At 40.1% G+C, this 11,920-nt stretch carries 13 protein-coding genes; 8 read left to right on the forward strand and 5 right to left on the reverse strand.

Going from position 1 to position 11,920, the window contains the following annotated elements; genetic code table 11:
- Nucleotides 1–8: 8 nt before the first annotated feature.
- Together IFO69_RS02775 and IFO69_RS02780 are read right to left on the reverse strand one after the other, a co-directional pair.
- The gene (locus IFO69_RS02775) at nucleotides 9–695 is read right to left on the reverse strand and encodes a hypothetical protein (RefSeq protein ID WP_192008001.1); all 687 of its coding nucleotides are present in this window, start codon (nucleotides 693–695) and stop codon (nucleotides 9–11) included.
- Nucleotides 696–701: 6 nt separating this feature from the next.
- On the reverse strand, nucleotides 702–1,796 hold the full coding sequence (locus IFO69_RS02780; protein ID WP_192008010.1) for a ThiF family adenylyltransferase: 1,095 nt from the start codon (nucleotides 1,794–1,796) through the stop codon (nucleotides 702–704).
- Nucleotides 1,797–2,048: 252 nt separating this feature from the next.
- On the opposite strand from IFO69_RS02780, the gene IFO69_RS02785 reads away from it, so the two are divergent.
- Nucleotides 2,049–2,522: a response regulator gene (locus IFO69_RS02785; protein WP_192008012.1), complete on the forward strand. Its 474-nt coding sequence runs from the start codon at nucleotides 2,049–2,051 to the stop codon at nucleotides 2,520–2,522.
- 37 nt (nucleotides 2,523–2,559) lie between these two features.
- Here the strand turns inward: IFO69_RS02785 and IFO69_RS02790 are convergent, their stop codons facing one another.
- From IFO69_RS02790 to porX, 3 genes are read right to left on the reverse strand one after another with little or no spacing between them, the layout of a single operon-like run.
- Nucleotides 2,560–3,777 (reverse strand): alanine dehydrogenase, encoded by a 1,218-nt coding sequence (locus IFO69_RS02790; protein ID WP_192008014.1) that lies wholly within the window; start codon nucleotides 3,775–3,777, stop codon nucleotides 2,560–2,562.
- A 1-nt stretch (nucleotide 3,778) separates the two neighbouring features.
- Nucleotides 3,779–4,201, reverse strand: a complete 423-nt coding sequence (gene tsaE / locus IFO69_RS02795) for a tRNA (adenosine(37)-N6)-threonylcarbamoyltransferase complex ATPase subunit type 1 TsaE (protein WP_192008021.1) — start codon at nucleotides 4,199–4,201, stop codon at nucleotides 3,779–3,781.
- Between the two features lie 6 nt (nucleotides 4,202–4,207).
- Complete coding sequence (gene porX / locus IFO69_RS02800) at nucleotides 4,208–5,770, reverse strand: T9SS response regulator signal transducer PorX (protein ID WP_192008023.1); 1,563 nt, start codon at nucleotides 5,768–5,770, stop codon at nucleotides 4,208–4,210.
- A 66-nt stretch (nucleotides 5,771–5,836) separates the two neighbouring features.
- Here porX and IFO69_RS02805 point away from each other — a divergent pair, with 66 nt between their 5' ends.
- Genes IFO69_RS02805 through IFO69_RS02835 form a run of 7 tightly spaced genes read left to right on the forward strand, consistent with a single transcriptional unit; the run spans nucleotide 5,837 to nucleotide 11,918 of the window.
- Nucleotides 5,837–7,066 carry an HD domain-containing protein gene (locus IFO69_RS02805; protein ID WP_192008025.1) on the forward strand — a complete coding sequence of 410 codons (1,230 nt, stop codon included), beginning with the start codon at nucleotides 5,837–5,839 and terminating at the stop codon, nucleotides 7,064–7,066.
- 15 nt (nucleotides 7,067–7,081) lie between these two features.
- Nucleotides 7,082–8,104, forward strand: a complete 1,023-nt coding sequence (gene lpxD, locus IFO69_RS02810) for a UDP-3-O-(3-hydroxymyristoyl)glucosamine N-acyltransferase (protein WP_192008027.1) — start codon at nucleotides 7,082–7,084, stop codon at nucleotides 8,102–8,104.
- 41 nt (nucleotides 8,105–8,145) lie between these two features.
- A complete protein-coding gene (locus tag IFO69_RS02815) occupies nucleotides 8,146–9,540 on the forward strand; it encodes a bifunctional UDP-3-O-[3-hydroxymyristoyl] N-acetylglucosamine deacetylase/3-hydroxyacyl-ACP dehydratase (RefSeq protein ID WP_192008029.1) in 1,395 nt (464 codons plus the stop codon).
- Nucleotides 9,537–10,316 (forward strand): acyl-ACP--UDP-N-acetylglucosamine O-acyltransferase, encoded by a 780-nt coding sequence (gene lpxA / locus IFO69_RS02820; RefSeq protein ID WP_192008031.1) that lies wholly within the window; start codon nucleotides 9,537–9,539, stop codon nucleotides 10,314–10,316. The genes IFO69_RS02815 and lpxA overlap by 4 nt, the downstream gene beginning before the upstream one ends.
- Before the next feature lie 3 nt (nucleotides 10,317–10,319).
- A complete protein-coding gene (locus tag IFO69_RS02825; protein WP_192008037.1) occupies nucleotides 10,320–10,955 on the forward strand; it encodes an ABC transporter ATP-binding protein in 636 nt (211 codons plus the stop codon).
- A gap of 55 nt (nucleotides 10,956–11,010) precedes the next feature.
- The gene (locus IFO69_RS02830; RefSeq protein ID WP_192008039.1) at nucleotides 11,011–11,484 is read left to right on the forward strand and encodes a hypothetical protein; all 474 of its coding nucleotides are present in this window, start codon (nucleotides 11,011–11,013) and stop codon (nucleotides 11,482–11,484) included.
- The gene (locus IFO69_RS02835; protein ID WP_192008041.1) at nucleotides 11,481–11,918 is read left to right on the forward strand and encodes a nuclear transport factor 2 family protein; all 438 of its coding nucleotides are present in this window, start codon (nucleotides 11,481–11,483) and stop codon (nucleotides 11,916–11,918) included. Before IFO69_RS02830 ends, IFO69_RS02835 begins: the two co-directional genes overlap by 4 nt.
- The last annotated feature ends 2 nt before the right edge of the window (nucleotides 11,919–11,920 follow it).

An 11,920-nucleotide genomic window follows, 5' to 3' on the forward strand; every position in this document is an offset into this window, starting at 1 on the left:
AAAGTTGGCTATATCTTTAGATCATACAATATCGTAAATTCTCCTTTGGGACTTGTCTCCTCCGATGAATGAACGGGATTATTTTTTAAATAAAATATTTTTTCTCTTTCATCGCACTTTGCGTTGGGCAGTTCCCTTATGTTCTTAATATCCAAAATTGTCGCAATCAATCCTTCCTTGGGATACAAAAACGTCCCATTATCACCTAAATCCTCTATTATTTTAAAGCCAAGTCTCTGGCAGTTTTGCAAGGTAAAAGGAGAACAAAAGCCCATCAGGCAATCAAGGTCAAGCAATGAAGCTACTGCCACACCAGCCCTAATCAGAAAAATACTACCTATCCCGTAGCCAGCAATCTCTTTGGAGTTCCAAACTCCACAGAGCTCTGCCACTTGCAGCCCTTCATACTTGGACATATAATCTACGATCCTAGTGTCTTTCTCAATAATGGCAGGCTCCAAGGGCAAATTATATTGACCACTCTTGATCTGGACCCTTCCTCCTCCAAACACCTTGGTCCCATCTTCTGACTCAACTACTAGCAGATAGACATTTGGATTTTCAGCCCAAGACCTATCAGCTGAAGTGATCTTTGTAACTCCATAAGCCTCCAATACTGAAAAATGTCCGTCGATGTATTTATCCGTAGTAATTTTATCACTAATGGACCTCACCGCCCTAATCCTGACCCTCATCCTTTACTACTCCTTTATAAAAGCGTCTAGATCAACATAAAACCTTTTGGAAGGAACATCTTGATTTAGTAGAATCATTCTAGAATAATGTGCACCCATTGCCCCTCCCATGATTACAGAAGAAGCCAGTTGGGGCCAAGTAGTAATGGTCTTGCCAATTTCACTCATGCTAAATTTTAATCTTTCTGATAATTGCTCAAAATGCAAAATTGATAATAAAATCTCCCTATAATTATCTACTAAATTATCCGCTAATCTACTCTCTTCTCCAAACTTTTTCAAAAAACCATGAAAAATAGGTCGTTCAGGTTCTAAATCAAACCGTTCAATATCCATCAAGCCCCTGTCACTGGTGTCCATTACCACAGGAATTCCCATTGACTTGGCTTTGATCCGACTACTAATTTTTACTGGCAAGCTATCACACTCCTCAACCAACAAGTCTAATCCTCCATCGCTTTCAAAAAAATCGTCCATGTTCTCAATGGTAATTCCTTCATCATAAATCACCACTTTGAGGAATGGGTCTACCTCAGCTATTTCCCTAGAGACCACCCAAACTTTCTTTAGTCCTAAACTATAAAGACCAGTCCTGATTCTATTGACATTACTCAGCTCGAGAGTATCAAAGTCCGCAATTCTTAATTCCCCAAATGACCTTTCCATTGCCAAGCTAAGCGCCACACTCTGCCCCACTGAAAGTCCAATAACTCCGATCTTTTTAGTATATAATAATTCTTGTTCTTCTTGAGTGATTTTATACCGGTTTCTTGACGTCCGAAGATTGATAAAGTCCTCTTTTTCCAAAACCCGAATCAATTGCTTTCGCCAATGATAATAGACCCAATTCCCATATCCATCTCTTGAATTAGTCAAAAAGTAGTCATTGACCCTTTGAGACAAGTCCTCGGAAGTCAACTTTTCTGTTGGATTGTTGATTTTGATTAATTCAGCTACTTGGACATCTAACTGATCAATTTTCTCTATTGATGGATCTTCCAAAAGTTGTGAAAGAATGCTATTGTCTCTACTCTTGGAGGCTGCGGGCATAACAAGGGCCTGGTAATTAATATTTACCCCTTCTATATTCTCTAAAATCATTTAAGTTTGTTGGCGCTTTTTAGGTAATTAATGCAAGTAAAGTTATATTATTGCTGTTACAAATAAATGAAAAATCGAAAAAATTGATTTATCAAGCTCAAATAAAATCAATTGATTTTGTTATTTTAGACTTGGAAAAAATCTTTAGATATATATTTGTACCGTTAATTATACCGTTTGTTTCAATTTTATTAAGACCACCTCGGCTATTCACAGTACCAGCTGTGCAGTAACCAAAACATTTTACTTCAAATGAGTGACGCAGATAAAGAAAAAATAAGAATTTTGTATGTGGATGATGAAGACAATAACCTCCAAGCCTTTAAGGCTACTTTTAGAAGAGATTACAAAGTCCATCTAGCCATTTCTGCTGAAAAAGGCCGGGAAATACTTAACAACAATGAAATTGACATTATTATTACTGACCAAAGAATGCCAGAAGAAACCGGCGTTGACTTCTTGGCTTCAGTGATTCCCACGCACCCTGAACCAATCCGTATCCTGCTGACTGGGTACACTGATATCCAGGCCGTAATTGATGCAATCAATAAAGGTCAGGTTTACCATTACCTTACCAAGCCATGGGAAGAAGAGTATATGAAAACAGTGATCAACAATGCTTTTGAAGTATATTCTTTAAGAAAAGAGAATAAAAAGCTTACCGACGACTTGCTTAAAGCAAACGAACAACTTGAATTTTTGCTAAGGCAAAAACTGCTTTCCTAATCCCGAAAAGAAATATTTTAAAAACCCCGGATCTTAATCAATACCTGGCTGCCAACAGCAATTGGAGTTCTTTATGATTCATCTGGAATTTTCTAGCCAAGTGTGCATTTGTTAAGCTTCCTCGATAAGTGTACACTCCCTTCATAAACCATTTATAATTAAAAATCATCTCCTCTGCTCCACCGTGGTCAGCCATCTGAAGTAAAATAGGTGTAAAAATATTACTCAGGGACACTGAGGCCGTGCGGCAAACTCTGGAAGCGATATTGGGCACACAATAATGAATCACATCATATAAAGTAAATACAGGGTGATCATGGGTGGTCATCCTTGAGGTTTCGAAACAGCCCCCTTGATCGATACTTACATCGATCATAATACTCCCAGGCATCATTGCGGCCACCATTTCCTCCGACACCACCACCTTGGCCCTTCCTTTTTCTGCTCTCAAAGCCCCGATCACCACATCTGCTTCCTTCAAAGCTTCCCCTAATGTATAATTATCGATAGTGGAAGTATAGACTTGCTGGCCAAGCAACTGCTTTACCCTTCTCAGCTTATAAAGGTGATTATCAAAAATCTTAATATTTGCCCCTAATCCTAACCCAGTCCTAGCAGCATATTCGGCTACCGTTCCCGCTCCAATAATCACTACATTGGTAGGAGGAACTCCAGTGATGCCTCCAAGAATCAAACCTTTCCCTCCTGATTTTGAACTACTCAAATATTCTGCAGCAATCAGCATCACCGTACTTCCTGCAATTTCACTCATGGCCCTCACCACAGGCATTCCGCCTACTTTATCTTCCAAATGCTCAAATGAAACAGCAGTGATTTTTTTCCGATTGAGGGTATGAATGTAATCTGCGTTTTGCTTTCCAAGCTGAAGGGCTGAAATCAAACAGCTACCAGGCTTCATGTAATCAATCTCCTCCTCAGAGGGTGGTTCAACCTTTAACACCACTTCAGCTTCAAAGGCCTCCTTCGCTGAATAGACTACTTTGGCACCTGCGTCAGCATACTCCTTATCTGTAAATTTGGACGGTTTCCCCGCGCCAGACTCCACCATCACCCGTTGATTATTGTTGACCAATAAAGCAACTGCCTCTGGAGTAAGCACTACTCTTTTCTCCTGTAGCTCACTCTCCTTAGGTAGTCCGACCAAAACCGAATGATCAGAAGTCTTTACTCTAGCCAATGCTTCCTTGGGATAAATCCCAGCCTCTTTGCTAATTTCAGCCATTTTAGCGCCCATCTTAAATTCTTTTTATCCTCATCTCCCTAAAACCTTCTTCATTAACTTCAATTGAAATCAAGCAAAATTCCTCAGGAAGATAATCAGGGATTTTCTCAGCCCATTCTATCCAACAATAATTTCCACTATAAAAATATTCATCCACTCCAATCTCCAACACTTCCTCTTGGTTCTCAATTCGATAAAAATCGAAATGGTAGAATGTCTTCCCTTCATGGTTAAGGTATTCGTTTATTATCGAAAACGAAGGACTACTTACCAGGTCTCCCACGCCAAACTCTTTGGCAATAGCCTTGATAAGTGTCGTCTTACCTGCTCCCATATCCCCCTTGAACACCCATACAGGCACACCCTTACAATCTTCAATAACTTCCTTGGCTACTGAGGGCAGCTCATTGATGTCTTCACAAATAATTTTCTTCAAGCTCTTCTAATACTGCTTTGGTGACAGATGCATAATAGGAACAATCACTTCCTCCAAAGAAACCCCTCCATGTTGGAAAGTATCTTTGTAGTAATTTACATAATAATTGTAATTGTTCGGATATGCAAAGAAATAATCTTCTACTGCAAAAACATAACTTGTGGACACATTAAAGCGAGGCAACTTGGCATCTTCCGGTCTGGCAATCTCAAAAACCTTCCCTGATTCAAAGTTCAGGTTCTTCCCTTGCTTGTACCTTAAGTTGGTGGTCACTTTTCTGTCACCTATGATTTTATAAGGCCTATTTACTTTTTTGGTACCATGATCGGTAGTTACAATTACTTCACATCCTGATTCGCTGACTTTCTTAAACAACTCAAAAAGTGAACTATGTAGAAACCAACTTTCGGTAATGGAACGATAAGCTGATTCGTCGGGTGCCAACTCTCTAATCATTTTCATGTCCGTTCTGGCATGGGACATCATATCTACAAAATTATAGACCAAAACATTCAAATCATTGTTCATCAAATTAGAAAACTGATCCAATACTGATTTTCCTTGGCTAGCTTGGAGAATCTTGTGGTAACTGGACTTTGCTTGAATCCTGTTTTTTTGCAAATTTATCCTTAGAAAATCAGCTTCATTGTTATTTTTACCTTCATCAGTATCCTCCCCTTCCCACAAATCCGGGTGAAATCTTGCCATGTCCAAGGGCATCATACCACTAAAAAGCGCATTTCTGGCATAAGCTGTAGTGGTAGGCAAAATACTATAATAGGTATCTTCTGACTTCACATTGAAATAATCACTCAAAATTGGCTCAATAATCTCCCACTGATCCAGCCTCAAGTTATCTATCACCACAAAAAACAAAGGTTTATCACTTCCCTCCAAAACAGGAAAGACCTTCTCCTTCATCACCCTATGTGACAAAATGGGCTTATCTGAATCCGCATCATTCAACCAATCCAAATAATTGTCCTTAATAAACTTGGCAAAGTTGGCATTGGCTTCTGCTTTCTGGGTATCCAAAACCTCCTGCATACTTTTATTCTCTGTCTTGTCTATTTCAAGTTCCCAATAAGTCAGACGTTTGTAAATATCTGCCCATTCTGCATGATCAATTGCATCATTGTAGGCCATACTGATCTTGGAAAAATCTTGTTGATAGGACAAATTGGTCTTTTCACTGATCAACTGTTTATTCTGAAGAATTTTCTTAACCGAAAGCAAAATCTGGTTTGGGTTAATGGGTTTGATCAGGTAATCTGCGATTTTACCTCCGATAGCATCATCCATAATATGCTCCTCCTCACTCTTTGTAATCATCACAACAGGGGTTTGTGGCTTGAGGATTTTCACCTGCTGCAGTGTCTCCAAACCTGTCATTCCCGGCATCATTTCATCTAAAAAAATCACATCGTAATTGGATGATTCTACTTTTTCTATGGCATCATTACCACTGTTTACAGTAGTGATGTCATATCCTTTTTGCTCTAGGAACATAATGTGAGGCTTCAACAAATCGATCTCATCATCAGCCCAGAGAATTTTAAATTTTTGCATCTTTTGAGGTTTAAATCTTATAAATTTATAATTACTTTTGATTTCTATCAACTAATTCTTAGGCAATTGAAAAGCCACAAAATACTTAACGACCCTGTTTATGGTTTTATCACCATTCCCAGTGAGTTGATTTACAACATAATCGACCATCCATTTTTCCAGAGGTTACGGAGGATCAAACAACTTGGTTTAACTGACTTGGTCTACCCCGGTGCCCTTCATACCAGGTTCCATCATGCCATCGGTGCCATGCACTTGATGAGCATTACTTTGGACAACCTACGAAACAAAGGCCATGAAATAAGTGATCAGGAATATGAAGCTTCCCTCATCGCCATTTTACTTCATGACATTGGACATGGGCCTTTTTCCCATGCTTTGGAATACACCTTGTTGAAAGGTATTCCTCATGAGTCACTTTCCTTATTGCTCATGGAGTCTTTAAATAATCAATTTAACGGCCAATTAGATCTCTCTTTAAGAATTTTTAAGAATAATTATGAGCGAAAATTCTTTCACCAACTGGTTTCCAGCCAGTTGGATATTGACCGACTGGATTACCTCCAAAGGGACTGTTTCTTTACAGGTGTGTCAGAAGGTACGATTGGTGCTGACAGGATTATCAAAATGATGAATATCAAAGATGATCAAATCGTCGTGGAGGAAAAAGGACTTTACAGTATAGAAAATTTCCTTAGCGCAAGAAGACTGATGTACTGGCAGGTTTATTTACATAAAACCACGGTCAGCGCCGAAAAAATGCTCATCAATCTGATTACCAGAGCCAAAGACCTGCAGCAGTCAGGCACCCAATTGGAAGGTTCTGAAGCCTTCAAGTATATGCTCCAAAACAATTTCACCTTAACGGATTTCCAAAATTCTTCTGACTTACAGGAAATTTTTGCCAGCTTGGATGATTTTGACATTTGGGGGGCGATCAAAATCTGGAAAAAACATGACGACTTGGTGCTCAGCAATATTTCAAACATGTTTTTGACCCGGAACTTATTTAAAATAAAACTCAGCAACGTACCTTTTGAAGAAAGTTACTTGAAAGAAATGGAACAAACCGTCACCAAAGACTTAGGAATCACTACTGAGGAGCTCCCTTATTTCTTGTCTTCTGGCTCCATCTCCAACTATGCCTATGTAGCCAAAGAAAAAGTATTGATCCTGACCAAAAAAGGAGAAGTCATGGATGTTGCCCAAGCAGCAGACCTTCCCAACATCAAAGCCATGAGCAAAATTGTCAAAAAGTACTATGCTTGTCGGGCTAAAAATTTAACTTTGCGGTAATATAATTTTAAATGCATGGAATTTACCGTCAGTCAGATTGCAGAGCTCTTAAGTGGAAAAATAGAAGGAGATGGCTCCCAAAAAGTCAGCAGACTTGACAAGATCCAAGAAGGTAAAACAGGCGGGATCAGTTTTTTGTCCAATCTCAAGTACGAGCCTTATATTTATACTACTTCATCATCTGCAGTAATTGTTTCCCTTGACTTTGAACCTGTCAAGCCTATAACCACCACCCTAATCAGGGTAAAAGACCCCTATTCCGCATTTACACAGCTTTTGGAGGCTTACGCACAATTTACCAAACAGTCAAAGGTGGGAGTGGAGCAACCTTCTTACATGGATGATTCCAGCAAAATGGGAGAGGGAGGTTATAGAGCTGCTTTCAGTTATATTAGTAAAAACTGTAAAATCGGTGACCAAGTAAGTATCTATGGTCAGGCATATATTGGAGACAATGTTCAGATTGGAGATCGTTGCATTATTCATGCTGGCGCCAAAATCTATAAGGATACAATCATTGGGAATGACTGTGAAATCCACCCTAATGTTGTCATTGGCGCAGACGGTTTTGGTTTTGCTCCGCAGGAGGACAAAACCTACAAAAACATCCCTCAGCTCGGCAATGTGATTATCGAAGATAAAGTGAGCATTGGTTCTAACAGCACGATAGACTGTGCCACCATGGGGTCAACCATTATCAAAAAGGGCGTTAAAATCGATAACCTTGTGCAGATTGCGCACAATGTCATCATTGGAGAGAATACAGTCATTGCAGCACAATCCGGAATTTCTGGATCCACAGAAATCGGAAAAAATTGTATCATTGCAGGGCAAGTAGGCATAATCGGCCATTTAAAAATAGCTGATAACACTACCATAGGTGCTAAAACAGGTATTAGCAAATCCATCACCAAATCAGGACAAACGATTTTTGGATATATGGGATTTGAAATGAAAGAATTCTTGAGATCCTACTCCATTTTTAAAAATCTCCCATCTCTGCAGAACAAAATTAAAGAACTGGAAAAAAAACAATAAATTTGTGGGCAGAATAAAAAGATGCCCAAAAAACATCATTGATGAAAGTTAAACAGCATACCATAGGAAAGCAGGTAACCGTTTCCGGTGTTGGTCTTCACACAGGTGTAGTTGCCAATATGACGTTTGTTCCTGCTCCACCAAACCACGGATACAAGTTTCAAAGAATTGACTTGGAAGGCTCTCCAATAGTGGACGCAGACGTTGACAATGTAGTGGATGTATCCAGAGGAACCACTATAGAGCAGAGTGGTGCAAGAGTCAATACAGTAGAACATGTATTGGCCGCATTGGTCGGTTTGGAAATCGATAACGTACTGATTCAGTTAGACGGACCTGAGCCTCCGATTATGGATGGAAGCTCTATCCAGTTTATCAATATTTTAGAAGACGCTGGGCTACAAGAGCAAAACGCTCTTAGAAGATTCTTCGAAGTCCCAGAAAGCATTCATTACAGAGACTCTGCCAGAGAAGTAGAAATGGCTGCTTTGCCACTGGATGACTACAGGGTAACCGTCATGGTGGACTACAACTCTCCTGTTTTGGGCAGTCAGCATGCTTCCATCATGGACATTAGTCAGTTCAAATCAGAAATTGCTTCTTGTAGAACTTTCTGTTTCCTTCATGAATTGGAAATGCTTTACAAGCAAAACCTGATTCAGGGAGGTGATTTAAACAACGCTATTGTGGTGGTGGACAGAGTAGTCACTGACGAGGAATTGGAAGGTTTGGCAAAAATGTTCAATAAGCCTCAAGTGGAGGTGAGAAAAGAAGGCATCCTCAACAATGTGGAGCTGCGTTATAAAAACGAACCTGCCAGACACAAATTGCTGGATGTGGTAGGAGACTTGGCTTTGGTAGGAAGACCCCTGAAAGCCCAGATTTTAGCGGCCAGACCTGGACATGCCGCCAATGTGGCATTTGCCAAAAAGCTCAAAAGAGCCATGGAAAAGGTGGGACCGAGCCATATTCCACACTATGACCCCAAGCTCCCTCCTGTGTTGGACATTAACCAAATCGGGAATATCCTTCCCCACAGGTATCCTTTTCAGTTATTGGATAAAATCATCTATCTTGATGATACCGTAGTCGCTGGTGTAAAGAACGTAACGATCAACGAACCGTTTTTTATGGGCCATTTTCCAAACAATCCGGTAATGCCTGGAGTATTACAAGTAGAAGCCATGGCGCAAACTGGAGGAATTCTTGTGTTGAGCACTGTGGAAGATCCAGAGAATTATTGGACCTACTTCTTGGGGATTGAAAGCTGTAAATTCAGAAAAATGGTATTGCCAGGTGATACCCTGGTCTTCAAATGTGAATTATTGTCCCCAATCAGAAGAGGGATTGCCAAAATGAAAGGTGAAGCCTATGTTGGAAACACATTGGTTTGTGAAGCCGTAATGACTGCTAGCATTGTAAGAAAAGACGCATGATAAGTAAGCTATCTCAAATACATGAAAATACCAAGATAGGTGAGAACGTCACTATCGATCCCTTTACGGTGGTTCATGAGGATGTAGAAATTGGAGAAGGCACTTGGATCGGTTCCAATGTCACTATTTTTCCAGGAACAAAAATCGGCAAAAACTGCAAGATTTTTCCAGGGGCCGTTATTGCTGGAATTCCTCAAGACCTCAAGTTTCAAGGTGAAGAATCCACCGTTGAAATTGGAGACAACACGACTATCCGTGAATGTGTCACCATCAGCAGAGGAACTATAGATAAAAGGGTCACTAAAATTGGCAGTAATTGCTTGCTTATGGCTTATGTGCACATCGCTCACGACTGTGTAGTCGGAGACAATGTAATTATAGCCAACACCGTTCAAGTAGCAGGGCACGTTTCGATTGACGACTGGGCAATTGTTGGAGGAAGCAGTGCAATCCATCAGTTTGTAAAAATCGGCATGCATGCCATGATTTCTGGGGGATCCTTGGTCAGAAAAGATGTCCCTCCTTTCACCAAAGCCGCCAGAGAACCTTTGAGCTATGCCGGGGTTAACTCTTTGGGTTTGAGAAGAAGAGGCTTTACCAGCGAGTCCATTAGCCATATCCAGGAAGTTTATCGTTACCTTTTCTTGAATAGCCTCAACAATAGCAGGGCACTCGAAGAAATAGAAATCAACCTGCCTGCCACTAAGGAAAGAGATGAAATCGTCAACTTTATCAGATCCTCCGAAAGAGGAGTTATGAAAGGATATATCAATTAATACATGTTGGAAATCAGGTTTAACAAAGCAGCCAAACGCTTTCAGTATGACTGGATTTTTAGAAACCTAGACCTTCTTGTAGAAGCCAACAGTAAAATTGCCATTACTGGCAGCAATGGTTCCGGCAAGTCCACTTTTTTAAAATGCCTTGCCGGAACCAATCCACTTACAGAAGGATCCATCTCCTATAGTTTTGAAGGACAACCTGTATCTGACGCGGACATTTACCAAAAACTTGTCATCAGTGCGCCTTATATGGAATTGCCCGAAGAGTTCAGCCTAAAAGAGTTGCTCACTTTCCATTTTAGTTTTAAAACTCCCATTTCAGGAATGTCTCCAGAAGACATGGTGAAAGAAATGTACCTGGATGAAGCCATAAACAAACAGGTTTCCTACTTTTCATCAGGGATGAAACAGAGATTAAAACTCGGGCTATGTTTCTTTTCCGAAGCCCCTTTGTTGATATTGGATGAACCAACTTCCAATCTTGATCAAAGAGGCAGCAATTGGTACCTTGATTTGGTCGGAAAATTTGGGCAAAACAGAACTATTTTTGTAGGCTCGAACGACGCTAAAGAGTACTCCTTCTGTGACAAGTCGTTGAATATCGAGGACTATAAGCAGAAAAAAGCACTTTGAATTTTAAGTCATATCACTATCTTTACAAGAATACTATCAAACTGTTTAAGACACAATGAAAAGATTATTCTCTTATACCTTTGTTATTTTTTCTTTCATGATCATTTTTTCTTGCGGAGGAAGTGATGACCCTACTCCTTCCAAAACTCCAGAACAAATCGCTATCGAAAAGCTAACAGGAAATGGCAGTAAGACATGGATAGTGACAGGTGGGTCTGTGACACACAATGGCCAGAATGAAACCAGTGATTTTGCTGATTTTGAAATCACTTTTTCTTCTAGCGGTAGTTCCAAATCCTACGCAACCAGTAATGCCAATCAACTTTTTGACGCAAGTGGAAATTGGTCATTTGCTGGAAGTAACTTTGACAAAATCACCTTAAGCGGCTCCCAACCAGCAGCAGGCCAAGAGATCTCCTTTTCTGGAGCGGGAACCAATCTTAGATTGGAATTCAATGTGCCCACTCCTGCTAATGGTAGAGTTACCGCATTGGCTGGAGATTATAGATTCGACTTAAAAGCCCAATGAAAAAGTTTCTGATCATATTGTTATTATGTATTGCCTCTGTTTTTTCTGTACAGGCGCAATCAGAGAACTCCATTGAACTGGTCAAAGCAGTACAGGAATTGACCAATGTGATGATCAATCCCGATAAGGCCAAACTCAAAAAACTAACAGATAAAAAACTTTCCTATGGCCACTCCAGTGGAAAAAATGAAGATCAGGAAACTTTTATCAATACCCTTATTTCCGGTAAATCTGATTTCGTATCCATCGATCTTGAAAACCAATCTTATGAAGTTGTAGATGATATAGGAATTGCCCGGCATATTCTGGTAGCTGAAACCAATGATGGCGGGGCTCCTGGAAATGTCAGAATCGGGGTGTTGATGATTTGGAGAAAGAATGATAATTCATGGAAACTTCTTGCCAGGCAAGCCTACAAATTACCCCAACCCTAAGT

The sequence above is a fragment of the Echinicola arenosa genome (genome assembly GCF_014841125.1).
Taxonomy (GTDB): Bacteria; Bacteroidota; Bacteroidia; order Cytophagales; family Cyclobacteriaceae; genus Echinicola; species Echinicola arenosa.